21 protein-coding genes and 1 other RNA gene are annotated in these 24,458 nt (G+C 59.8%); 17 read left to right on the forward strand and 5 right to left on the reverse strand.

Annotated features, from left to right (window positions below):
• Window positions 1–89: 89 nt before the first annotated feature.
• Window positions 90–2,393: a transglycosylase domain-containing protein gene (locus DXT96_RS14775; protein ID WP_153515328.1), complete on the forward strand. Its 2,304-nt coding sequence runs from the start codon at window positions 90–92 to the stop codon at window positions 2,391–2,393.
• 291 nt (window positions 2,394–2,684) lie between these two features.
• A complete protein-coding gene (locus DXT96_RS14780; RefSeq protein ID WP_153515329.1) occupies window positions 2,685–3,413 on the forward strand; it encodes a sugar transferase in 729 nt (242 codons plus the stop codon).
• Window positions 3,414–3,491: 78 nt separating this feature from the next.
• Here DXT96_RS14780 and DXT96_RS14785 read toward each other — a convergent pair whose 3' ends face one another.
• Entirely contained in the window at window positions 3,492–4,067 is a 576-nt protein-coding gene (locus tag DXT96_RS14785) for a cytochrome c family protein (protein WP_153515330.1), read from the reverse strand.
• Between the two features lie 150 nt (window positions 4,068–4,217).
• Between DXT96_RS14785 and DXT96_RS14790 the strand changes: the two genes are divergently transcribed.
• Together DXT96_RS14790 and DXT96_RS14795 are read left to right on the forward strand one after the other, a co-directional pair.
• Window positions 4,218–4,973 carry a 3-deoxy-manno-octulosonate cytidylyltransferase gene (locus DXT96_RS14790; RefSeq protein ID WP_153515331.1) on the forward strand — a complete coding sequence of 252 codons (756 nt, stop codon included), beginning with the start codon at window positions 4,218–4,220 and terminating at the stop codon, window positions 4,971–4,973.
• Between the two features lie 11 nt (window positions 4,974–4,984).
• The gene (locus DXT96_RS14795) at window positions 4,985–5,860 is read left to right on the forward strand and encodes a prephenate dehydratase (protein ID WP_153515332.1); all 876 of its coding nucleotides are present in this window, start codon (window positions 4,985–4,987) and stop codon (window positions 5,858–5,860) included.
• A 17-nt stretch (window positions 5,861–5,877) separates the two neighbouring features.
• Here DXT96_RS14795 and nudC read toward each other — a convergent pair whose 3' ends face one another.
• Together nudC and DXT96_RS14805 are read right to left on the reverse strand one after the other, a co-directional pair.
• Window positions 5,878–6,837, reverse strand: a complete 960-nt coding sequence (gene nudC, locus DXT96_RS14800; RefSeq protein ID WP_174374190.1) for an NAD(+) diphosphatase — start codon at window positions 6,835–6,837, stop codon at window positions 5,878–5,880.
• Window positions 6,838–6,839: 2 nt separating this feature from the next.
• On the reverse strand, window positions 6,840–7,268 hold the full coding sequence (locus DXT96_RS14805; RefSeq protein ID WP_188355931.1) for an HIT domain-containing protein: 429 nt from the start codon (window positions 7,266–7,268) through the stop codon (window positions 6,840–6,842).
• Window positions 7,269–7,333: 65 nt separating this feature from the next.
• Between DXT96_RS14805 and ffs the strand changes: the two genes are divergently transcribed.
• The 3 genes from ffs to DXT96_RS14820 all read left to right on the forward strand — a co-directional run bounded on the left by ffs (window position 7,334) and on the right by DXT96_RS14820 (window position 9,733).
• Window positions 7,334–7,430, forward strand: an RNA gene (gene ffs, locus DXT96_RS14810) — signal recognition particle sRNA small type.
• Between the two features lie 77 nt (window positions 7,431–7,507).
• The gene (locus DXT96_RS14815; RefSeq protein WP_153515333.1) at window positions 7,508–9,382 is read left to right on the forward strand and encodes a DNA polymerase III subunit gamma/tau; all 1,875 of its coding nucleotides are present in this window, start codon (window positions 7,508–7,510) and stop codon (window positions 9,380–9,382) included.
• A gap of 27 nt (window positions 9,383–9,409) precedes the next feature.
• The gene (locus DXT96_RS14820) at window positions 9,410–9,733 is read left to right on the forward strand and encodes a YbaB/EbfC family nucleoid-associated protein (protein WP_149898194.1); all 324 of its coding nucleotides are present in this window, start codon (window positions 9,410–9,412) and stop codon (window positions 9,731–9,733) included.
• Window positions 9,734–9,742: 9 nt separating this feature from the next.
• On the opposite strand, the gene DXT96_RS14825 is transcribed toward DXT96_RS14820, so the two are convergent.
• Window positions 9,743–10,378 (reverse strand): MOSC domain-containing protein, encoded by a 636-nt coding sequence (locus DXT96_RS14825; RefSeq protein WP_188355930.1) that lies wholly within the window; start codon window positions 10,376–10,378, stop codon window positions 9,743–9,745.
• A 37-nt stretch (window positions 10,379–10,415) separates the two neighbouring features.
• On the opposite strand from DXT96_RS14825, the gene recR reads away from it, so the two are divergent.
• Both recR and DXT96_RS14835 read left to right on the forward strand, forming a co-directional pair.
• Window positions 10,416–11,021, forward strand: a complete 606-nt coding sequence (gene recR / locus DXT96_RS14830) for a recombination mediator RecR (protein ID WP_149898193.1) — start codon at window positions 10,416–10,418, stop codon at window positions 11,019–11,021.
• Between the two features lie 38 nt (window positions 11,022–11,059).
• Window positions 11,060–12,328: a lytic murein transglycosylase gene (locus tag DXT96_RS14835; protein WP_153515334.1), complete on the forward strand. Its 1,269-nt coding sequence runs from the start codon at window positions 11,060–11,062 to the stop codon at window positions 12,326–12,328.
• A gap of 21 nt (window positions 12,329–12,349) precedes the next feature.
• On the opposite strand, the gene DXT96_RS14840 is transcribed toward DXT96_RS14835, so the two are convergent.
• On the reverse strand, window positions 12,350–13,978 hold the full coding sequence (locus DXT96_RS14840; RefSeq protein ID WP_149898191.1) for an MFS transporter: 1,629 nt from the start codon (window positions 13,976–13,978) through the stop codon (window positions 12,350–12,352).
• Between the two features lie 286 nt (window positions 13,979–14,264).
• Here DXT96_RS14840 and rimP point away from each other — a divergent pair, with 286 nt between their 5' ends.
• The 8 genes from rimP to pnp all read left to right on the forward strand — a co-directional run bounded on the left by rimP (window position 14,265) and on the right by pnp (window position 24,386).
• The gene (gene rimP, locus DXT96_RS14845; protein WP_149898190.1) at window positions 14,265–14,861 is read left to right on the forward strand and encodes a ribosome maturation factor RimP; all 597 of its coding nucleotides are present in this window, start codon (window positions 14,265–14,267) and stop codon (window positions 14,859–14,861) included.
• A gap of 65 nt (window positions 14,862–14,926) precedes the next feature.
• Window positions 14,927–16,543 carry a transcription termination factor NusA gene (nusA, locus tag DXT96_RS14850; RefSeq protein WP_153515336.1) on the forward strand — a complete coding sequence of 539 codons (1,617 nt, stop codon included), beginning with the start codon at window positions 14,927–14,929 and terminating at the stop codon, window positions 16,541–16,543.
• The gene (locus DXT96_RS14855; RefSeq protein ID WP_149898188.1) at window positions 16,540–17,241 is read left to right on the forward strand and encodes an RNA-binding protein; all 702 of its coding nucleotides are present in this window, start codon (window positions 16,540–16,542) and stop codon (window positions 17,239–17,241) included. The genes nusA and DXT96_RS14855 overlap by 4 nt, the downstream gene beginning before the upstream one ends.
• Before the next feature lie 101 nt (window positions 17,242–17,342).
• On the forward strand, window positions 17,343–20,105 hold the full coding sequence (infB, locus tag DXT96_RS14860; RefSeq protein WP_153515337.1) for a translation initiation factor IF-2: 2,763 nt from the start codon (window positions 17,343–17,345) through the stop codon (window positions 20,103–20,105).
• A 75-nt stretch (window positions 20,106–20,180) separates the two neighbouring features.
• Complete coding sequence (rbfA, locus tag DXT96_RS14865; protein WP_149898186.1) at window positions 20,181–20,597, forward strand: 30S ribosome-binding factor RbfA; 417 nt, start codon at window positions 20,181–20,183, stop codon at window positions 20,595–20,597.
• A 3-nt stretch (window positions 20,598–20,600) separates the two neighbouring features.
• Window positions 20,601–21,548 (forward strand): tRNA pseudouridine(55) synthase TruB, encoded by a 948-nt coding sequence (truB, locus tag DXT96_RS14870; protein WP_153515338.1) that lies wholly within the window; start codon window positions 20,601–20,603, stop codon window positions 21,546–21,548.
• A gap of 154 nt (window positions 21,549–21,702) precedes the next feature.
• Complete coding sequence (gene rpsO, locus DXT96_RS14875) at window positions 21,703–21,972, forward strand: 30S ribosomal protein S15 (RefSeq protein WP_149898184.1); 270 nt, start codon at window positions 21,703–21,705, stop codon at window positions 21,970–21,972.
• A 266-nt stretch (window positions 21,973–22,238) separates the two neighbouring features.
• Window positions 22,239–24,386: a polyribonucleotide nucleotidyltransferase gene (gene pnp, locus DXT96_RS14880; protein ID WP_153515339.1), complete on the forward strand. Its 2,148-nt coding sequence runs from the start codon at window positions 22,239–22,241 to the stop codon at window positions 24,384–24,386.
• The last annotated feature ends 72 nt before the right edge of the window (window positions 24,387–24,458 follow it).

Genomic DNA, 24,458 nt, shown 5'->3' on the forward strand with positions numbered 1-24,458 from the left:
TTCATCCTGGATTAAGGATCGCGCCGGCATAGAAGCCTGAAGGTCATATGGGTGCGCGGCGTCGTGAATTAAGGAGCAATTTCGGCTGGATGGCAGGCAAGGGCAAATCACGCGATCGGGTAGAACCTTCCTTCGGGGATTTCCACGAGTCCGGTGATGATCTGCGCCTCGATGCGAGCGAGCGCATCAGCGGGACCGCAAAACAGCCCGCCAGAAAACCAAAGGCCACCGCTGGGCGCGCCAAATCGCAGAAAAAAGAAAAGCGCATCCGCAATTCCTCCGGCCGCGGCGCGACGGGCATTGTCCGTTCGTTGGTTTACTGGTGCGTCGTACTCGGCATCTGGGGCGGTATCGGCGTTGCCGGCCTTGTCCTTTATTATGGCGCACGCATGCCCAGCGCCAGCAGCTGGTCCATTCCCGAACGCCCGCCGAATGTGAAGATCGTTTCGGTCAATGGCAGCGTGCTTGCCAATCGCGGCACGACAGGCGGCGAGGCGCTCGCGCTGGAAGACATGTCGCCTTATATTCCGCAGGCCGTCATGGCGATCGAGGACCGGCGGTTTTATTCGCATTTCGGCATTGATCCGCTCGGTCTCGGCCGTGCGATCGTGACGAATGTGCTGACGGGGCGAACCGTGCAGGGCGGCTCGACGCTGACGCAGCAGCTGGCGAAAAACCTGTTCCTCTCTCCCGACCGGACGCTGGAGCGCAAGGTTCAGGAAGTGCTTTTGTCCTTCTGGCTGGAACATGAATTCACCAAGGACCAGATTCTCGCGATGTATCTCAATCGCGTCTATTTCGGGTCCAACGCCTATGGCGTCGAGGCGGCTTCCCGGCGTTACTTCAACAAATCCGCGCGTGACGTCAATCTGGGCGAAGCGGCGATGCTTGCCGGGCTTCTTAAAGCGCCCTCGCGCCTTTCACCGGCACGGGATCCGCAGGCGGCGGAAGAGCGGGCGCAGGTGGTGCTGCAATCGATGCGCGATGTCGGCTTCATCACCGACGATGAAATCAAGACGGCCATGTCGCAGCCGCCGACCAAAGCCAAACGTTTCTGGTCCGGGGCCGAACATTACGCTGCCGATATGGTTCTGGAGGAGGTGCGTAGCCTGGTTGGCGACGTCAAGCAGGATATCGTTGTCGATACGACCATCGACCCCAATCTCGAGCGTGACGCCGAAAAGGCGCTGACCCATGTGTTAAAGGGTGATGGCAAGAAGCAGGGCGCATCGCAGGCGGCGCTGGTTTCCATCGACGGCACGGGCGCGATCCGGGCCGTGGTGGGCGGGGCGGATTATGCCGAAAGCCAGTTCAACCGTGCCGCCAAGGCGAAACGGCAACCCGGGTCGGCATTCAAACCCTTCGTATACGTGGCCGCGCTTGAATCGGGGCTTACCCCCTACACCATCCGCAATGACGGGCCGGTCCGGATTGGAAACTGGACCCCGGAAAACTACGAGAAGAAATATCGCGGCGAAGTCACGCTTGCCACCGCGCTTGCCAACTCTCTGAACACGATCGCCGCGCAACTGGTTATGGAAGTTGGCCCTGACCGTGTGACGCAGGTGGCGCATCGCATGGGCATCGAATCGGAGTTGCAGAACAACGCCTCCATCGCTCTCGGCACCTCGGAAGTGTCTCTGATGGAGCTGACCGCTTCCTACGCACCCTTCATGAATGGCGGCTACAAGGCGACGCCGCATATCGTCAAGCGTATTACAGACGCCGACGGGAAGGTGCTTTACGAAAACAAATACGACAATCCGCCACGTGTGCTGAGTGAGGAAATCGCCGCGATGATGAACGGCATGCTGTCGCGCGTCATCACCGAAGGCACGGGCAAGGCCGCACGCCTGCAAGGCTGGCAGGCGGCGGGAAAATCCGGCACCACCCAATCCTTCCGCGACGCACTTTTTGTCGGCTATACAAGCAATCTGACCACGGGCGTCTGGTTCGGCAATGACGACGGCACCTCGATGAAAAAGGTGACCGGCGGCGGGCTTCCGGCAAGGGCCTGGAAAGATTTCATGACCGCCGCCCATTCCGGGCTTTCGCCTTCGCCGCTCTTCGGCCTTGGCGCGGGTGCCGTGCCGCCGCTTGGGGAAATGCAGCAACCGGCGCCCGAAAACGCACCTTCCTCCATCGGCGACATCATATCCAATGCGCTCGGCGGCGGCGCAACGAACACCCGAGCCTATCCCGAAGCGCCGGTTTCACCGAACCCTGCTCAGCCGGGCGTCGCTATGCCGCCCGCAAATATCCCGTCCCGCGACATCGAACCCGGCTATGCGGCCGGCAACGGACCCGTTCCACCTGCCGATATCGGTGGTGAGGCGTCTCCGAATTCCAGGCCAAAACAGACGACCCTGCTTGATATTCTGATGGGTAATTAATCGCCTTTTTGGTAGCCGTCCGATCAGTTAGGTGGCGAACGGTAGGGCGCGTCGATCCTGCTATCTTCTCCACGACGCCATCCGTTTTCCAGCCGCTTAATCACCTGCTTTCCACAGCCGGCAGCGGACGTGGCATTGGCGCCGCAACATATGCGTGCATCTGCGTTAACCGTAGATTGCTATTTGCGCAGTGATAGCTAAATTTCAGATGACTTTTACGGTAAATGAATTATTAATCGATCATATAAATTAATTTTCTTGTTTCAAAATAACTTTTCAGGGTTCCATATTATGCTGGGTACTAAAGGCTCATCGCATGCCGTTTTTTACGGTGCTCCCTATCCTGCGACCGCCAGTTTCGAACCGGCGGAAATGCAAACTTTCATTTCGGAAAAAAGCCCATCAACGCTGCAGCGCGGCCAGTTCGCGCTCAAAAGAACAATCGACATTGCAGGGGCGTCCATCGCCCTTGTCGCGCTCGCTCCCGTATTGCTGACGGTTGCGGCGCTGGTCAAATTCGATAGCAAGGGGCCAGTCCTGTTCTCGCAGGTCCGCTGGGGCATGAACGGGCGTAAAATCCGCGTCTATAAATTTCGCTCCATGCAGACCGAACTGGGCGACGCCACCGGCGTGGCGCAAACAGTGAAGAACGACCCGCGCATAACCCGTATCGGCGCAGTTCTGCGCCGCACGAACATCGATGAATTGCCACAGCTTATCAATGTACTGAAGGGCGACATGTCGCTTGTCGGCCCGCGCTGCCATGCCATCGGCATGCTGGCGGCCGGCCGACCTTACGAAGAGCTGGTTCCTCATTATCATATGCGGCATCAGATGCGGCCGGGTATTACCGGCCTTGCACAGATGCGAGGGCTGCGCGGCCCGACGGATCGTAGTGACAAGGCGCGGGCGCGGATTGTCTCCGATCTTTATTACGTCGACAATTTCTCGGTCTGGCTGGATATCAGGATCATGGTCGGAACCGTGATTTCCGAATTGCGCGGCGGCAAGGGCTTCTGATCTTTTAAGAGCGGACATGCCGTAGAATGAAAAAGCCCGGCATCACTGCCGGGCTTTTTCATGAATCAGATTTTTTCTTCAGTTCGTCGGCGCGGGAGCAGCTGTCGGATCCGGCAGCGGCGCAGGGTTCGCCGACAGCGTGCGCAGATAAGCGATCAGATCGGCTCTTTCCGTTTCTTTCTTCACACCCGCAAAGCCCATGGCCGTTCCGGGAACGTGTTTCTTGGGAGATTCGAGGAAGAAGCTGAGATGATCGTAATCCCAGTTCACGGAACCGCCCTTGGAGAAATCCTTCATGCCCGCGGAATAGCTGAAACCTGCATGGCTGGCGATCGGCCGGTTGACGATATCGAAGAGATTGGGGCCGACCTTGTTTGCACCACCACTCTCTCCGGTATGACAGCTCGTACACTTCTTGAAGACCGTTTCGCCCTTGGCAGCGTCGGCGCTCGCAAGCAATTGCGCGATTGGTGTCGCTGCGGCAGCGGCTTCTCCGCCGGCTGCTTCACCGCCGCTTTCTGCAGCAGCAATAGCATAACCTTCCTTCTCGGGCGTGGGCGCATGAAAAATGCCCTCAGACGCAATTGACACCGACATCAGGACAAAAACCGTACCCAGCAACGCCCCAACGCCCATATTTACATAAGAATTCATCTATATGCGCTCCCTCGCATCCGCTCCATATAACCGGGCATCTTGAAATTACTCGAAAGCTATGGCTTTTGCACAGCCTGCGCAACTTGAATAATGGTCCCCACTCCGTGACGTTTTGACACTTTTCGGAGGGGATTTGAAGGGTGTCGGATGAAGAATCGGGATTTCGAGAAAGCTGTCGTCCTCATACCGGCACGGATGGCATCCACACGCCTGCCGGGCAAGCCGCTTGCGGATATTGGCGGCAAGCCGATGATCGTTCAGGTGGCGTTGCGTGCACGAGAAGCAGGTGCGGAACGAATCGTCGTTGCGGTGGATGACGAACAGGTTTTTTCGGCCGTTCAAACCGCCGGTTTCGACGTGATGATGACGCGGGACGACCACCAGTCCGGCTCGGACCGCATTTTCGAAGCGCTGCAAAAGGCCGATCCTTACGGCAACGCCGAATACGTCATCAATGTGCAGGGCGATCTTCCGACCATCGAGGCGGAGACGATCCGCGCCTCTCTGCGCCCGCTCGAGAACCCCGCCGTCGACATCGCCACTCTAACGGTGGAAATCACTGACGAAGACGAAAAAACCAATCCGAACGTCGTGAAAGTCGTGGGCAGCCCGCTCTCCGAAACTCGGCTGCGCGCCCTTTATTTTACGCGTGCGACCGCGCCTTCTGGCGACGGCCCGCTTTATCACCATATCGGGCTTTACACCTATCGCCGCGCCGCACTTGAGACATTCGTGAGCCTTCCGCCCTCACCGCTGGAGAAACGCGAACGGCTGGAACAGTTGCGCGCGCTGGAAGCCGGCATGCGCATCGATGCGGAAATCGTTCGCTCCGTGCCGCTCGGCGTCGACACACCGCATGATCTCGAAAAAGCCCGCACCATTCTTGCAAGCAGAACCTTTTAACGGAAAATTTCATGACCTTGAGCACAAATCGCATTGCCTTTCAGGGCGAATTCGGCGCGAATTCCGACATGGCCTGCCGCGACATGTTCCCGGATATGGAGCCTCTGCCATGCCCCACTTTTGAGGATGCATTCAACGCCATTGAAAATGGCGAAGCCGATCTCGGCATGATCCCGATCGAGAACACGCTGGCCGGCCGCGTCGCCGATATTCACCATCTGCTGCCGGAATCGCGCCTGCATATCATCGGTGAATATTTCATGCCGATCCGCTTCCAGCTGATGGTGATGCCGGGTGTGAAAAAAGACGAGATCCGCACCGTCCATAGCCACATTCATGCGCTTGGCCAGTGCCGCAAGATCATCCGCTCCAGCGGGTGGAAACCGGTTATCGCCGGCGATACGGCGGGTGCGGCCAAGCAGGTTTCGGAAAAGGGCGACCGCAGCATGGCGGCCTTGGCACCGCGCCTTGCGGCCGATCTCTATGGTCTCGATATTCTGGCCGAAAATGTCGAGGATTCGGAGAACAACGTCACCCGTTTCGTCGTGCTGTCGCGTGATGAAAACTGGGCCAAACGTCAGTCTGACGACAATTCTACCGACGAAATCATCGTCACGACCTTTGTTTTCAACGTCCGCAACATTCCGGCCGCCCTCTTCAAGGCCATGGGCGGCTTTGCCACCAACGGCATCAACATGACGAAGCTGGAAAGCTACCAGCTGGGCGGAAAATTCGTCGCAACGCAGTTTTATGCCGATATTGAAGGCCATCCGGATGACGAACCGGTGCGGCATGCGCTGGACGAACTGCGCTTCTTCTCAGAAAAAGTTCGCATTCTCGGCGTCTACAAGGGCCATGCAATGCGCGGCAAGCTCAACCAGAGCTGAGCCTGCCGCAACGCGTTTCATTTCGTCCATTCCACCCAGTCGCGCATCAGCCGGTGCGCGATGGCGCCGCCCGGAGGGGCGGAAAAGCCGTCGCCCGTCGCTGTCTCCAGCATCGTGGCCACCTCAGTGCGCGTAAACCACCGGCAATCCTCCAGTTCGATCTCGTCACGGGCGATATCGAAAGAGAGCGCTTCAGCGTAACAGCCGATCATCAGCGTATGCGGCATCGGCCACGGCTGAGAGGCGTGATAACGCACGCGGCCGATGTCGACACCGGATTCCTCATGCGTTTCGCGGCGGACGGCCTGCTCGATGGTTTCACCCGGCTCAACGAAGCCGGCAAGGCAGGAATACATGCCCGGCGCAAAATGGGCGCCACGACCAAGCAGGCAAAGATCACGCTCGATATCGATTGTCATCATGATGACGACAGGATCGGTTCGCGGAAAAATAGTGTGATTGCAGGCAGCGCAGATCCGCTTGTAACCGCCGATCCGCAGCTCCATGCTCCCGCCGCATTTTCCGCAAAACCGGTTGTCGGCATTCCAGTGGGTCAGGCTGACAGCCTGGGCAACCTCGCTGAGTAACTCCTCATCGAGCAGATGATCGCGATAAAGCGTGCGGGCGTCGGCGAGCTTGTAGTGGCTTGCCAGATGGTCTTCGGCGACGGCAACCGGCACCGCGATTCTCGGTTCGCCGGTTTCACGGTATCCCAGCAACACGGCATTGTCGAAATCCGGCTGCAATTCGGCCAACTCATAGGCGGAGAACAGGGGATCGATGACCTGATCATCGTGCTTCAGGACAAGCCGGTTACCCGAGAAGGCAAAAATATGGGTGCCGTCGATTTTCAGCGCATCGGCAACGCACTCTTCCGTCCGCTTTTCGGCGAAACGGTCGAGGGCATTTTTTGAAAAGGCTGTCAGCAGGCTTGCTTCGGGATGGGGAGCGTTGGTTTCAAAAATTGTCATTGACATCATCAGAGCGCGCCGGAGATTTTTTTCATGAAAGTTTCCTTTTCGCCCACCGCATAGGGCACCGCCGTTCCGTGACCCCAGATGGGGCCGGGCCAGCAGGTGTCACCTTCATTGCGGGCGATAATATGGACGTGAAGTTGCCGGACGATGTTGCCCAGCGCACCGACATTGATCTTGGTGGCCCCCGTGACATCCTTTAGCGCGGCGGCGACGAGATTGGTCTCAAATGTCAGCATAGCCTGATCGAGCGGGGTCAGATCAAACAATTCGCTGACACCTTCTCGCTGGGGCACCAGCACCAGCCAAGGCCAGCGGTTATCGTTCTGCAAACGCAATTCACATAGTCCCAAACGCGTTACAAGCACACTATCGCGCGCCAGCCTGTCGTCCAGCCGGAATGTCTCCAAGGTGTCCTCCCTGTTTGTTTTCATCGTGATAGCAGTTTTTTGAAGGCTTGGCTTGCATTTGCTGTCGATATTGCCGATATGTGGCCCCGGGAGGTTGGTGGTGGACGAGCCACTCGCCAACCGGGTCAGGTCCGGAAGGAAGCAGCCCTAACGAGCCAGGCACGGGTCGCCGTGCCAGCCTCCCACCTTTTTCAAAATGCCGCTCAGCTTTCGCCGGGCCAGTTCAGCCCCGAAACAAACTGGCAAAACAAACTGGCGAGGCGATGAGCGATACCGTACCCACCACAACAAGCGAATCCCAGAGCGGGACCGGCTACCGGGTACTGGCACGCAAATATCGCCCGAAGGATTTTTCCGATCTGATGGTCGGCCAGGAGCCGATGGTTCGCACGCTGACCAACGCGTTCGAGACCGGACGCATCGCGCAGGCCTATATGCTGACCGGCGTTCGCGGCGTGGGCAAGACGACGACGGCGCGCATTCTCGCCCGGGCGCTGAATTACAAGACCGACCTGATCGACAAGCCGACCATCGACCTGCGCATTCCCGGCGAGCATTGCCAGGCGATCATGGAAGGCCGACATGTCGATGTCATCGAGATGGACGCCGCCTCCCACACCGGTATCGACGACATTCGCGAGATTATCGAGCAGGTGCGTTATCGTCCGGTCTCGGCGCGCTACAAGGTCTATATCATCGACGAAGTGCACATGCTTTCGACGCAGGCCTTCAACGGTCTTTTGAAGACGTTGGAAGAGCCGCCGGAGCATGTGAAATTCATCTTCGCAACCACCGAAATCCGCAAGGTGCCGATTACCGTGCTGTCGCGGTGCCAGCGCTTCGATCTGCGCCGCATCAGCGCCGCCGATCTCGTTGGCCTGTTCACGGCTATTGCCGGCAAGGAAGGTTTTGAGGCTGAGCCACAGGCGCTGTCGATGATCGCCCGTGCGGCCGAGGGTTCGGCCCGTGATGGCCTTTCCCTGCTCGATCAGGCGATTGCCCATGGCGGCGGCCGCGTGGAGGCAGAAGCGGTGCGCGGCATGCTCGGCCTTGCCGACCGCGCGCGCATCGTCGATCTCTTCCAACACGTTATCAAAGGCGATGTCGCCGCCGCGCTTTCAGAATTCAACGGGCAATATGAGGCGGGCGCAAACCCTGTCGTGGTGCTGAACGACCTTGCCGATTTTACCCATCTCGTTACCCGCATGAAATATGTACCTGATGCGGCGGAAGACCCTTCGCTTTCCGAGGTCGAACGCGTGCATGGTGCGGAATTTGCCGAGACGATTGCGGTGACGGCGCTATCACGCATCTGGCAGATGTTGCTGAAGGGCATACCGGAAACGGAAAATGCCTCGCGTCCGGCAGGTGCTGCCGAAATGGTGCTGATCCGCCTTTCGCATGCCGCCAATCTTCCGGCACCGGAGGATGCGGCACGGCGCCTGCTCGAACTTTCTGCCGGCGATGGTGGCTATGCCAACGGCGCGCCTTCGGGCGGCGGCAATGGCGGCGGCGCACGAGCCTATTCGTCAGCGCAGACCGTGGCTGCCACAAGACCTGTCGATCTTCCGGCCCAGCGCCCGGCGACGCCGCAAACGTCTGCCATACTGCGCGCCGTTCCCGACAGCCGCCCGCACGACATGCAGGTCGTCACGCCGAAGACCGAAGAGCGGCCCGAGCCAAAGGTTCCAGTCAACTCCCTGCAGGATATTGCCGACCTTTGCCAGAAAAACCGCGACCCCGTCATGCGGGCGAAGGTGCGCAATTTCGTACGGCTGGTTCGGCTGGAACCGGGCCGGCTCGATATGCGCCTCGGCGATGGCGCTCCCGGCTCCTTGCCGGGTGAGCTTGGTGTGAGGTTGAAGGAGTGGACCGGTATCCACTGGATCGTCAGCCTCAGCAAGGAAGAGGGCCAGCCGACGCTGGTGGAGGCCGAGGGCAATGCCCGCGACGCCCGCCTTGTTGATGCCAGACAGGACCCGGATGTCGTCGCCATTCTTCAGCAATTCCCCGGCGCAAAAATCACCGACGTGCGCATCAGAGCTGTAGAACAGGACGAGGCAGACGAGATCGCCCCACCATCGGTCGCCGAATCGAGCGACGGCGACATCCTTCCCGGCGACGACATAGAATTCTAATATATAACAAAAACAGGAGTTTGGCACATGCGTGACATCATGGGTATGATGGGCAAGGTCAAGGAAATGCAGGCTAAGATGGAAAAGATGCAGGCGGATATCGCCGCGCTTGAAGTCGAAGGCAAATCCGGCGGCGGGCTCGTGACCGTGAAGTTGAACGGCAAGGGCAGCCTGCTGGGCCTGAAGATCGACCCGTCGCTGTTTAGGGAAGACGACGTCGAAATTCTCGAAGATCTGATCGTTGCCGCCCATAATGACGCCAAGGAACGTGCCGAGGCCATCACTGCCGAAAAGACCAAAGAAATCACAGCCGGCCTGCCGATTCCGCCCGGCATGAAGCTGCCGTTCTGATATTGGCGCTCATACCTCCAGCATGGCGCGGAAGCGGCTTGCAAGCGGTGTGTCGAGATAGGCAGCGCGTTCCTCCTGCGTCAATTGCATGGGGCGGAAGCGCTGCAAAATAACCGGTATGGGCAGTTTCGTTCCCTCATAAGGTTCGAGGGCGATGTCCTCACCGGTGGCAAGCATTCCGCCTTTCAGCACCCTGCAATAGAAACCCGGCTGACCGGCCTGGCGAAAGCGCGGTGCGAAGCCGGGGTCGCCGAGCCGGGCTGACAGGGTGGCGCAGGGAATGCGGGCGGCGGTCACTTCCAGCACCACTTCCTTTGCCAAAAACCTGTCGCCCACATGCAATTTGGCGCTGTCGACACCCTCCAGAACCAGATTTTCCCCGAAAAACCCGGGGTCGATGACAAAACCGAGTGTGCGGGACCAGAAATCCAGATCGACCGTGCCCATGACGTAAATCGCCTGATCCGGCCCGCCGTGATGTTTGCGATTGCAGACGGCATCACTGACGATGCCTTCCCCATCCACCATGACCGGGCCTTGCACGGCATATTTGAAAATACCCGTCTTCGTTGTCTTTCCCGGCAAAGACTTTGCCTCACCGCGGCATACCGCCCGTATTTTCATGGACTGCCCTTCGCGCTTCATGATTCCCGTTTCCCGATTTATGCAGTAGAAAGCGCTCATGGCAAAACGAGTCACCGGTCCCGAAATCGAAAAACTGATCCAGCTTCTGGCAAAAGTGCCGGGGCTTGGCCCCCGCTCGGCGCGGCGGGCGGCGCTGCATCTCATCAAGAAGAAGGAGCAGCTTCTCGGGCCGCTGGGCCATGCCATGGGCGAGGCCTATGACAAGGTGAAGATCTGCTCCTGCTGCGGCAATGTCGATACCATCGACCCCTGCACCGTCTGCGCCGACGACAGGCGTGATCAGTCTATCATCATCGTGGTGGAAGACGTGTCTGATCTTTGGGCGCTGGAGCGGGCAAGCGCCATGAACACCGCCTATCATGTGCTGGGCGGCACGCTGTCGCCGCTGGATGGCGTCGGGCCGGAAGATTTGAATATCAAGGGATTGATCGACCGCGTCAGCGCCGGTGGCATTCGCGAACTTATCATCGCCGTCAATGCGACGGTGGAGGGGCAGGCAACCGCCCATTATATCACCGATCGGCTGGCCGATCTCGGCGTCAAGATCACCCGGCTGGCGCATGGCGTGCCGGTGGGCGGCGAGTTGGACTATCTGGACGAAGGCACATTGACGGCCGCACTTCGGGCGCGCACGACGATTTGACGCCTTCCCCACTCCGCACGACCCAAAGAGGAGACCGAATGCGAAACCGATTTGCACCCACGGCGGCGCTAGCCGCCATTCTTTCCGTATTTTCAGCGACGGCAGCCTTGGCGCAATCCGTGCCGACAGGGGCGACTGCTGCCCGATACGACGCCGAATTCAATACGTGGCTGAAAAAGGAAATCTGGTCGGAAGCGCGCAAGGCGGGCATTTCGCAAAAGACGCTCGAAGCGGCTCTCGGCGGTCTCTCCATCAACTGGAAGCTGCCTGATCTCATCATCCCCGGCCAGAAACCGCCGAAGGAACAAAGCCAGAGCCAGGCGGAATTCTCTTCACCGGGCGCCTATTTCTCCGAGAAGCGATTGCAGGGGCTTGCCGGCACCGGTCGGTCGCTTGCAGCAACACATGCCGCCACCCTTCGCCGCATCGAAGCGAAATATGGCGTGCCCGGCGATATCATCGTGGCGATCTGGGGCCGCGAATCCGGTTTCGGCCGTGCGAAACTGCCGTATTCCGTAGTCGATGTGCTGGCCACGAAGGCCTATATGTCAACTCGCAAGGAGATGTTCCGCACCGAGCTGATTGATGCGCTAAAGATCATCGAGAGCGGCGATATTGCAGCCTCGCGCATGATGGGCTCCTGGGCCGGCGCGCTCGGTCAGCCGCAATTCATGCCGTCGAGCTACCTCAAATATGCGGTGGATTTCGATGGCGACGGCCGGCGGGATATCTGGAATTCCGTACCGGACGCGCTGGCATCCATAGCGAACTATCTTTCTCAGCGCGGCTGGCAGCGCAATCGCGACTGGGGCTTCGAAGCCTCGATCCCGGCCAATGTCTCCTGCGCGCAGGAAGGCCCTGACCTTGCCCGGCCGGTGGCCGACTGGGCGAAGATGGGCATCACCCGTATTTCCGGAAAAGCCTTTCCGGCCAATGACCTTACTGCCGATGGCATGATGCTGGTGCCGGCCGGACGGCACGGGCCGGAATTCGTGGTGACGCCGAATTTCTACGTCATCAAGGAATATAACAATTCCGACCTCTACGCCCTGTTCATCGGTAATCTCGCCGATCGCATCGCCCACGGGGCGGGGCCGTTCGAGGCGGAATGGGGCAGTGTCGGATCGATGCTGCGATCGGATGTTCTGGCCATGCAGAAGGCGCTGGTTGCCAAGGGTTACGATGTCGGCAAGGCGGACGGTTTGGCCGGCTTCAAGACACGCCGGTCGCTCGGCGACTGGCAGGCGAAAAATGGGCTGGCCCCGACGTGCTTTCCCGATGCGGGGTTGAAGGCGAAGCTGAAATAATCTGCTTTTAGCCCTCGCCCCTCAATGCTGATCGGTATGGGGTTTGTGGAAGATATCGTCAGTCGGTGGAATTGTCTGCCGCTCGATCATCCGGTGCACACGCGGCCGTGTCTTGCCGCGATGAAGTTCCAGCAGTCGGTCCCAGGCCTCCGCATCCGCCTGGGTGCGACGGTGGTTGTGGCGGACATATTCCACCCATGTCGGCACGTGGTAGCTTTCGGTCCAGATATCCGGGTTTTCGAGATCACGCATCAGGTTCCAGTTGCGCGCGCCATCGCGGATGCGGATGCGGCGGCGTTCGGCCATCAGCGGCAGGAATTCGCCGAGGTCTTCGTCGTGGATTTCATAGTCGATGAGAATGGCGATCGGGCCGCTGCGCGGTTTAACGTCCAGTCTCAGCGGCGGTTCGACGAAACGGTTGAGCGGATCGAGATTGAGCGAGGCGAAGGCCGGCATGGCGAGCTTGAAGCCGACGACGACGCCGAGCAGCATCAGCACGCAGGAACAGAGAAGCGAATAGGAAATGCCGTAATCTTCCGCCAGTTCACCCCAGAGCCAGCTGCCGACGGCGATGCCGCCGAAGGTAAGGGTCTGATAAAGCGACAGCGCCCGGCCCACCACCCAACGCGGGGTGGACAGCTGGACGATGGTGTTGAACAGGGACAGCGCCAGAACCCAGCAGGCGCCGGCAATCGTCAGGACAAGCGACGTGACGATGGCGCTCGTGCTGATCGCCGTCATGCCGGAGCTGAACGCGAACCCCATAAAAGCGACACGCACGATCCATTCACTGGACATGACTTCCCGCAACCGGGCGCTGATCAACGCGCCGCCGATGGCACCGACGCCAAATGCACCCAGCATGACGCCATAGGTCAGCGGACCGCCCTCAACCAGATCGCGGGCAACGATCGGCATCAAAGCCAGGATGGCGCTGGCGGAAAGGCCGAAAAGAAAGCCGCGCACCAGCACCTTGCCGATATTGGGCGACATGGCCACATAGCGCATCCCGGCGGATATGGCGGCGAGAAGCTGCTCGCGCGGCAAGGTCGAGGCGTATTTGGGCGGCTGCCAGCGAAACAGGGCGTAAAGCAGGGTGAAATAGCTCAGCGCGTTGACGAAAAACGCGGCGGCAGCCCCTGCGGCGGCGACGATGATACCGCCGATGGCGGGGCCGACGCTGCGGGTGATGTTGAAGCCGACGCTGTTCAGGGTCACGGCGGCGGGCAAATCCTCGCGCGGCACCATTTCGCCGACGGAGGCCTGCCAGGAGGGATTGTTAAGCGCGGTGCCGCAGCCGATCATGAAAGTGAAGAACAGCAGCAGCCAGGGCGTGAGCCAGCCGCACCAGGCAAAAACCGTCAGCAGTACGGAGGCCGTCAGCATCAGGAGCTGCGCTGAAATCATGATGCGTCGGCGATCGAAACTATCGGCCAGCGCGCCTGAAATCAGCGAGAACAGCATGATCGGCAGAGAGGTGGAGGCCTGCACCAGCGCGATCATGTTTTCCGAACTCGACAGCGAGGTCATCATCCACGCGGCGCCCACCGCCTGGATCAGCCCACCGAAATTCGAGGCAAGGCTGGCGATCCAGATTCGTCTGTAAGTCAAATGCCTTAAAGGCGCGAGCGGCGATTTACGGTCAGGCACGATCAGTCCACTTGATGCAACTGCGATCTATCAAACGGCAACTATAGACAGTGCCGGAAATCATGCCAGCCTTTCCGACACGGGGAAGGTGAAAATGTGGCTACCATCGCCATTGAAGCAGGAGCGCCGCGAAAACCTTGCAATCCTGCCCCGATGGGTCTATATGACCCCTGAAATTCTTGATCGCTTGATGAAGAGTGGGGCCGCAAGGCTCCGCTCTTTTTCGTTAGGCGAACCGGAAACCACGGGCCAGGAGCCCGGTGAAAATCAAAGACCGGAAGGCCAGATGGCAGACACCGCACACGAACCGCGACTGATAACCGAAACGGGCATCGACCAGCGCATCGCCGAGATCATCGAGCCTGTTTTGACGGGCATGGGATATCTTCTGGTGCGCGTGCGGCTCTCCAACCAGAACGGCATGACGTTGCAGGTGATGGCCGAGCGCGAAGACGGAACGATGAACGTTCAGGACTGTGAAGCCATCTCGATGGCGATTTCACCGGTTCTTGATGTGGAAGATCCGGTCGAAAAAGCGTATCATCTCGAAGTTTCCTCGCCCGGCATCGATCGGCCGATGGTTCGCAAACTGGATTTCACCCGCTGGCAGGGCCATCTGGTGAAGGTCGAAACCTCCATTCTGGTCGAGAACCGCAAGCGGTTTCGCGGCAAGATCGTTGAGGTCGATGCGGACGGCTTCAAGCTGGAACGTGACCAGATCGCCTATGGCGAAGAACCGACAGTCACCGTTCCGTTCAGCGCGCTTTCCGATGCGAAGCTCATTCTGACGGACGATCTTATTCGTGATGCGTTGCGGGCAGACAAGGCGGCAAAGGCCGCCGCCGCAAACCAGAACGACGAAAACGAAGCAGACGAAGACTAATTGAAACGTAAAAAGGCCCGAAAACGGGCCATCCCCGCAATTATGCGACTTACGGAGACATAAAAATGGCAGTGAGTGCTAACCGGCTTGAGCTTCTACAGATCGCCGATGCTGTGGCGCGCGAAAAGGTCATCGACCGCGAAATCGTGCTTGCCGCAATGGCCGACGCTATCCAGAAAGCCGCCCGCTCGCGCTATGGTTCGGAAACCAACATTCGCGCCGACATCAACTCCAAGACCGGCGAAATCCGCCTGCAGCGTCTTCTGGAAGTGGTGGAAGCAGCCGAAGACTATTCGACCCAGATCCCGCTTGAGCTGGCCCGCGACCGCAACCCGGACGCCAAGCTCGGCGACTTCATCGCCGATCCGCTGCCGCCGATGGATTTCGGCCGTATCGCCGCGCAGTCCGCCAAGCAGGTGATCGTGCAGAAGGTGCGCGAAGCCGAGCGTGACCGCCAGTATGACGAGTTCAAGGATCGCATCGGCGAAATCGTCAACGGCACCGTCAAGCGCGTCGAATACGGCAATGTCATCGTCGATCTCGGCCGTGGCGAGGGCATCATCCGTCGTGACGAGATGATCCCGCGCGAAAACATGCGTTACGGTGATCGCGTGCGCGCTTATGTTTACGACGTTCGTCGCGAGCAGCGCGGCCCGCAGATTTTCCTGTCGCGTACCCATCCGCAGTTCATGGTGAAGCTGTTCACCATGGAAGTTCCGGAAATTTACGACGGCATCATCCAGATCAAGTCGGTTGCCCGCGACCCCGGTTCGCGCGCCAAGATCGCCGTTATCTCGAATGATAGCTCCATCGATCCGGTCGGCGCCTGCGTCGGTATGCGCGGTTCGCGCGTTCAGGCCGTCGTCGGCGAACTTCAGGGCGAGAAGATCGATATCATTCCGTGGAGCCAGGATCCGGCTTCCTTCATCGTCAACGCCCTGCAGCCCGCTGAAGTGGCCAAGGTCGTTCTGGATGAAGAGTCCGAGCGTATCGAAGTGGTGGTTCCCGACGAGCAGCTGTCGCTCGCCATCGGCCGTCGCGGCCAGAACGTGCGTCTGGCATCGCAGCTGACCGGCTGGGATATCGACATCATGACCGAGCAGGAAGAGTCCGAGCGCCGCCAGAAGGAATTCAACGAGCGCACGGCGCTGTTCATGGATGCTCTCGACGTCGACGAGATGGTCGGCCAGGTTCTGGCCTCCGAAGGCTTCGCGCAGGTTGAAGAACTTGCCTATGTCGATCTTGGCGAAATTTCCTCGATCGACGGTTTCGACGAAGACACCGCCGATGAAATCCAGACCCGCGCCCGCGAATATCTGGAACGTCTGGAAGCCGAAATGGACGCCAAGCGCAAGGAACTCGGCGTTGCCGACGAGCTGCGCCAGATCGACGGCCTGACCTCGCAGATGATGGTTGCGCTGGGTGAAGACGGCATCAAGACGATCGAAGACTTTGCCGGTTGTGCGGCGGACGATCTGGTCGGCTGGAGCGAGCGCAAGGACGGCGAGACGAAGAAGTTCGAAGGCATCTTCTCCAAGCTCGACGTTTCGCGCGTCGAGGCTGAGAACATGGTGGTACAGGCCCGTCTTCTGGCTGGCTGGATCACGGCCGAAGACCTCGCTTCCGAACAGGAAGCCGATGCTGAAGCTACCGAGGAGGCGGATACCGCCGAACAGGAATGACATCGCAGGCGCATGAGCCAGACGAGTTGCCCGAAACCGATGAGGACGGGCGGCTGGAAGGCAACGTCAATGGACGTATGTGCATTGTGACACGGCAAAGTGGATCGCCGGATGAGCTGATCCGCTTCGTCGCAGGCCCGGACGGCAGCGTCGTGCCGGATCTGAAACGCCAATTGCCGGGGCGCGGCTGCTGGGTAACACCCGAGCGCGCCCTGATCGAGAAAGCCATTGCGAAGAAGATCTTCGCACGGGCACTCAAACGCGACGTCAAGGCCGGACCGGAGCTTCTTGCTCTCCTCGACCGGCTGATGGCGCAGCAGCTTGCCGGAATGATGAACATGGCGCGCAAGGCGGGCCAGTTCATCAGCGGTGCAACGAAGGTCGATGCCGCCGTCCGGTCCGGGAACGCGATTGCCGTGTTCCACGCAACCGATGCCGCGGCAGACGGCGTTCGAAAACTGGACCAGGCCCGCAGGGCCTGGGCGTTCGGCAGCGATGCCGGCAATGAAATTCCGTCCTTCCGGCTCTTCAGTAGCGCCGAAATGGACGAGTTGATGGGCCAGAATGCTTTTATCCATGCTTGCGCGCTTGCGGGGCAGGCGGGTGAGGGTGTAGTGAAGCGCGCAACGATGCTTGAGCAGTACCGCCTTGGCGGTCGATCTCAGGCGGAACGCGACGCTGCCCGGACAGAACAATGACGCGGTTAACCGATATGAACGGTCGCCGCGTTCCGATGCAGCAATTGAACGACGAGACCTGATGGACGTCATCCGGTTCTCGTCCGAAGGAACGGGAACGAATGACCGACAACAACGACGACAAGACACTTAACGCGCCGGCCAAGAAGACTCTCACCCTCAAGCCGGGCGGGATGAATCAGGGCACCGTGCGGCAGGATATGGGTCGAGGTCGCACAAATGCGGTTGTCGTGGAAACACGCAAGCGCCGCCCCCTACGTCCCGAAGACGAGAAGCCGGTTCAGCCCATCGTGGCAGCAGCACCAGCACCAGCGCCCAAGCCCGCGGCACCTGCCCCTGCCCCCGTAGCAGCGCGTCCGCAGGCTCCCCAGCCGCGCATTCATCAGCCAGGCGGCCAGCAGCAGCGTCCGGGTTCTTCCCAGTCGCAGCAGCGTCCCGGCTCGTCCGCACCCCAGCAGCGCCAGCCTGACCGTCCGCGCGGCAACGTTCTGCACGATCTTTCCGCCGGCGAGATGGAAGCCCGTCGCCGTGCGCTGATGGAAGCGCAGGCTCGTGACGTGGTGGAAGCCAAGCAGCGCGCCGAAGACGAAGCCCGCCGCAAGGTCGAGGAAGAACAGCGCATCGCGGCCGAAAAGGTCGAGGCCGCAAACCGCGCTGCCGAAGAAGCTGCGGCTGCCAAGGTGGCGGCAAGCCAGCCGGCCGTTGCTGCGAAATCCGAACCGACCGGCGAAAGGCCGGCTGCGGCCTTTACGCCGGCGCCACGCACCGACGCCCGTCCTCAGTCTGCCGCGGCTGCTCCCCGTTCCGCTCCCGCCACGCCTGACGCCGCTGCTCCGCGCGGACGTCGTACCGGTGGTGACGAAGAGGAAGATCGTGGTGCCGTGCGTCGCAGTAGCAGCCTTCCGGCTCGCGGCAAGGTCGCGGCTCCGGTTCCGGCCAAGCCCGCTGCCCGCCTCAAGACAGAAGAAGAGCGTCGTCGCGGCAAGCTCACCGTCACATCCAATCTGGAAGAAGACGGCACCCAGCGCGGCCGCTCCATGGCATCCATGCGCCGCCGCCAGGAGAAGTTCCGCCGCAGCCAGATGCAGGAAACCCGCGAAAAGGTTATGCGTGAAGTCATCCTGCCGGAAACCATCACCATTCAGGAACTGTCGCAGCGCATGTCCGAACGCGCCGTCGACGTTATCAAGTTCCTGATGAAGGAAGGCCAGATGATGAAGCCGGGCGACGTGATCGACGCCGATCTGGCGGAACTGATCGCCGTCGAATTCGGCCACACCGTCAAGCGCGTTTCCGAATCCGACGTGGAAGAAGGCATCTTCAACCAGGCGGATGACGCAGGCGAAATGGTTTCCCGTCCGCCTGTTGTCACGATCATGGGTCACGTCGACCACGGCAAGACCTCGCTGCTCGACGCCATCCGTCAGGCAAATGTCGTTTCCGGTGAAGCCGGTGGCATCACCCAGCATATCGGCGCCTATCAGGTTGAGAAGAACGGTCACAAGATCACCTTCATCGACACCCCCGGCCACGCCGCCTTTACGGCCATGCGTGCCCGTGGCGCACAGGCGACCGACATTGCCGTGCTGGTTGTTGCCGCAGACGATAGCGTGATGCCGCAGACGATCGAGTCCATCAATCACGCCAAGGCTGCCGGTGTTCCGATCGTCGTTGCGATCAACAAGATCGACAAGCACGAGGCAAACCCAGAAAAGGTTCGCCAGCAGCTGCTGCAGCACGAAGTTTTCGTGGAATCGATGGGTGGTGAAGTTCTTGATGTCGAGGTTTCGGCCAAGAACAAGCTCAACCTCGACAAGCTGCTCGAAGCGATCCTGCTTCAGGCGGAAATCCTTGATCTGAAGGCGGATCCGAGCCGTACCGCAGAAGGCACGGTCATCGAAGCCGAACTCGACCGTGGCCGTGGCTCGGTTGCCACCGTTCTGGTTCAGAAGGGTACGCTGAAGCCCGGCCAGATCATCGTTGCCGGTGATCAGTGGGGCCGCGTGCGCGCGCTCGTCAACGACAAGGGCGAACACGTCAAGGAAGCCGGTCCGGCCATGCCGGTCGAGGTCCTCGGCCTTTCCGGCACGCCTTCGGCCGGTGACCGTTTTGCGGTCGTCGAAAACGAAAGCCGCGCCCGCGAGATTTCCGAGTATCGCCAGCGTCTGACACGCGACAAGGCTGTCGCCCGCCAGACGGGCCAGCGCGGTTCGCTGGAACAGATGATGAGCCAGCTACAGTCTTCGGGGATGAAGGAATTCCCGCTGCTGATCAAGGGCGACGTGCAGGGCTCGATCGAAGCCATTGCCGGCGCACTCGACAAGCTCGGCACCGACGAAGTTCGTGCCCGCATCGTCCATTCGGGCGCCGGCGGTATCACGGAATCGGATATTTCGCTTGCCGAAGCATCCAACGCCGCGATCATCGGCTTCAACGTGCGTGCCAATGTGCAGGCCCGTCAGGCGGCTGAACGCGCCGGTATCGAAATCCGCTACTACAACATCATCTACGATCTGGTGGATGACGTTAAGGCGGCCATGTCGGGTCTTCTTTCGCCGGAACGTCGCGAGACCTTCCTCGGCAATGCCGAAATCCTCGAGGTGTTCAACATCACCAAGGTCGGCAAGGTCGCGGGTTGCCGCGTCGTCGAAGGCAAGGTGGAACGTGGTGCGGGTGTGCGTCTGGTACGCGACAACGTCGTCATCCACGAAGGCAAGCTCAAGACCCTCAAGCGCTTCAAGGACGAAGTCAACGAAGTGCCTGTTGGTCAGGAGTGCGGTATGGCATTCGAAAACTACGAAGACATCCGCGCCGGCGACACCATCGAGTGCTTCCGCGTCGAGCACATCACGAGAACGCTCTAAGCGTCTCGTCGCAAAACAGGACTTTACTGTCGGGCGCCGGCTTAACCGGCGCTCGCTTTGTTTGAGGCATTACCCATGGCAAAAGCAACATCATCGGCCCCTTCGCAACGCATGCTGCGCGTTGGCGAACAGGTGCGCGCCGCACTGACGCAAATTCTCCAGCGCGGCGAAGTCCGCGACGATCTGATCGAAAGCGCCGTTATTTCCATCTCGGAAGTGCGCATGTCGCCCGATCTCAAGATCGCGACCGCCTATGTGACGCCGCTCGGCGTTGCCGATCACACCGACATCATCAGCGCGCTGAACCGCCACGCGAAATTCATGCGCGGCCGCCTCGGCCCGCAACTGCGGCAAATGAAATACATGCCGGAACTGCGCTTTCGCGACGATACCAGTTTCGACAATTACCAGAAGATCGACGCACTCCTGCGGTCACCGGAGGTGCAGCGCGATCTTGGACCTTCAAACGAAAAAGACGACGAACAGAACTGAAGCATGTCCAAACCACGCAAACAGCAGCACCGCAAACCCAAGGGCCGCCCGATCTCGGGCTGGCTCATTCTCGACAAGCCGCTCGATTTCGGTTCCACCGAAGCCGTTTCCAAGATCAAGTGGCTGTTCAATGCCCAGAAGGCGGGCCACGCCGGCACGCTCGATCCGCTGGCTTCCGGCATGCTGCCGATTGCGCTCGGTGACGCCACCAAGACCGTGCCTTACGTCATGGACGGCCGAAAAATCTACGAATTTACCGTGACCTGGGGCGAACAACGCGCGACCGACGATCTGGAAGGCGAAGTGATCAACTCCTCCGACCAGCGTCCGGACGAACAGGCAATCCGCGATATTCTGCCCAACTACACCGGTGTGATCGAGCAGATACCGCCGCAATTTTCCGCCATCAAGATCGCTGGCGAGCGCGCCTATGATCTGGCGCGCGAAGGCGAGACGGTGGAAATCCCGGCGCGCGAGGTGGAGATTCATCGCCTGACGCTGCTCGCTTGCCCCGACGCCAATACCGCGCATTTCGAAGTGGAATGCGGCAAGGGAACCTATGTGCGGGCACTGGCGCGCGACATGGGTCAAGATCTCGGCTGTTTCGGCCATATTTCGCAGTTGCGCCGCACCATGGTCGCCCCCTTCGGCGAAGACATGATGGTGCCGCTTGAGACGTTGACAGCGCTAGAGGCCATCGAAGACCGCGACGAGCGGCTCGAGGCGCTGGATGTCTATCTGATCGACACGGCGGAGGCGCTTTCGTCGCTTCCTCATTTGATCATCAACGACGATCAGGCACATCGGCTGAAGATGGGCAATCCGATCCTGCTGCGTGGGCGCGATGCGCCGGCCAATCATCCGGAAGCCTATGCCACCGTGCAGGGCAAGCTCGTCGCCATTGGCGAGATCGGCGAAGGAGAGTTTCGGCCGAAGCGGGTTTTTGGCTGAAACGGCGCAGTCAATCGCCTCTTTCAATTGTACCCGGAATAGTTTATAGGCAGCGCCAGCTTGGGCTTTGCCTATGCTACTGAATGGCCAGAGCTGGACGACATCCCGGCTCTAGGCGTCCCCGTTTTTCCTTAAAACAAGAAAGGATCGCACGATGTCGATTACTGTAGAGCGCAAAGCCGCCCTCATCACGGAATATGCCACCAAGGAAGGTGACACTGGTTCTCCGGAAGTTCAGGTCGCAATCCTGACCGAGCGGATCAACAACCTGACCGGTCACTTCAAGGATCACAAGAAGGACAACCACTCCCGTCGTGGTCTTCTGACGCTGGTTTCGACCCGCCGTTCGCTTCTCGACTATCTGAAGAAGAAGGACGAAGGCCGTTACACCAAGCTGATCGGTGCTCTCGGCATCCGCCGCTAAAATTTTATCCGGCGGGTTTCACAACGATACCCGCCGGTTTTTATATCGGGCCTTTTGAAGCCCACGAATTTCCGGGCGGTTGCTGCAAATGCGGCCCACCGGGCGATAAGGTAGAACCGGATGGGCCGGTGTCGCCTTTTCAACCGCAGACCTGTCATGGGGCAGGATTGCCGGATGCTTGCACCTCGAAAGCCTCCCGCTGTCTTGCCCGTGATCGCGTCGTTCTTTGCCCCCATAAGGCGGGCAAGTACAAACAAGGACAAGATATGTTCAATAAACACTCCGTGGAAATCGAATGGGCAGGCCGCCCGCTGAAGCTCGAGACCGGCAAGGTTGCCCGTCAGGCTGACGGCGCCGTCATCGCAACCTACGGCGAGACGATGGTTCTCGCGACCGTGGTTTCCGCAAAGTCTCCGAAGCCGGGACAGGACTTCTTCCCGCTGACGGTCAACTATCAGGAAAAGACCTACGCAGCCGGCAAGATCCCCGGCGGTTATTTCAAGCGCGAAGGTCGTCCTTCCGAAAAGGAAACACTGGTTTCCCGCCTGATCGACCGTCCGATCCGCCCGCTGTTTCCTGAAGGCTACAAGAACGACACGCAGGTTGTCGTCACCGTCATTCAGCACGATCTGGAAAATGACCCGGACGTTCTGTCGATGGTTGCCGCATCCGCGGCCCTCACACTGTCCGGCATTCCCTTCATGGGCCCGGTCGGCGGCGCGCGCGTTGGTTACATCAACGGCGAATATGTTCTGAACCCGCATCTCGATGAGATGGACGAGTCGGTTCTGGATCTGGTTGTTGCCGGCACGCAGGACGCGGTCCTGATGGTTGAATCGGAAGCCAAGGAACTCAACGAAGACATCATGCTCGGCGCCGTCATGTTCGGCCATCGCGGCTTCCAGCCGGTTATCGACGCGATCATCAAGCTCGCCGAAGTTGCCGCCAAGGAACCGCGCGAATTCGAACCGGAAGATTTCTCCGCGCTCGAAACCGAAATGCTCGGCCTGGCTGAAACCGAACTGCGCACTGCCTACAAGATCACCGAAAAGGCTGCCCGTTACGCCGCCGTCGATGCCGTGAAGGCAAAGGTCAAGGCCCACTTCCTGCCGGAAGAAGGCGAAGCCAAGTACAGCCCGGAAGAAATCGGCGCCGTCTTCAAGCACCTCCAGGCCAAGATCGTTCGCTGGAACGTTCTCGACACCAAGAGCCGTATCGACGGCCGCGATCTGTCGACCGTTCGTCCGATCGTCTCTGAAGTCGGCATTCTGCCGCGCACGCATGGTTCGGCACTGTTCACCCGCGGTGAAACGCAGGCGATCGTTGTTGCCACCCTCGGCACCGGCGAAGACGAACAGTATGTCGACAGCCTGACCGGCATGTACAAGGAGCGCTTCCTGCTGCATTACAACTTCCCGCCCTACTCGGTCGGTGAAACAGGCCGCATGGGCTCCCCGGGCCGCCGCGAAATCGGTCACGGCAAGCTCGCATGGCGCGCTATTCGCCCGATGCTGCCGACTGCGGAACAGTTCCCCTACACGCTGCGCGTCGTTTCCGAAATCACCGAGTCCAACGGCTCCTCGTCGATGGCAACGGTTTGCGGCACCTCGCTCGCCCTGATGGACGCTGGCGTTCCGCTGGCTAAGCCGGTTGCCGGTATCGCCATGGGTCTCATCCTCGAAGGCGAGCGCTTTGCGGTTCTCTCCGACATCCTGGGTGACGAAGACCACCTCGGCGACATGGACTTCAAGGTTGCGGGTACGGCTGACGGCATCACCTCGCTGCAGATGGACATCAAGATCGCCGGTATCACCGAAGAGATCATGAAGATCGCTCTGGAGCAGGCACAGGGTGGCCGCAAGCACATTCTCGGCGAAATGGCCAACGCCATCACCGAGAGCCGTGGTCAGCTTGGCGAATTCGCACCGCGCATCGAAGTCATGAATATTCCGGTCGACAAGATCCGTGAAGTCATCGGCTCCGGCGGCAAGGTCATTCGCGAAATCGTCGAAAAGACCGGCGCGAAGATCAACATTGAGGATGACGGCACCGTCAAGATCGCTTCTGCTTCCGGCAAGGAAATCGAAGCGGCCCGCAAGTGGATCCACTCGATCGTTGCTGAACCGGAAGTCGGCGCCATCTACGAAGGCACGGTCGTCAAGACCGCTGACTTCGGCGCATTCGTCAACTTCTTCGGCGCGCGTGACGGCCTCGTCCACATCTCGCAGCTTGCATCTGATCGCGTTGCCAAGACCTCCGACGTCGTCAAGGAAGGCGACAAGGTCTGGGTCAAGCTGATGGGCTTCGACGAGCGTGGCAAGGTTCGCCTGTCCATGAAGGTTGTCGATCAGACAACCGGTCAGGAAGTCGCTGCCGACAAGAAGAAGGAAGACGGCGAAGCCGCTGCCGAATAAGGCCGCGCCGCCAGACCCTATCGAGGCGCGGGTTTTGCCCGCGCCTTTTTTCTATTTCATCTTAAGGACGCT

This window comes from Agrobacterium sp. ICMP 6402 (assembly GCF_009498615.1).
GTDB classification, from domain to species: Bacteria; Pseudomonadota; Alphaproteobacteria; order Rhizobiales; family Rhizobiaceae; genus Agrobacterium; species Agrobacterium burrii.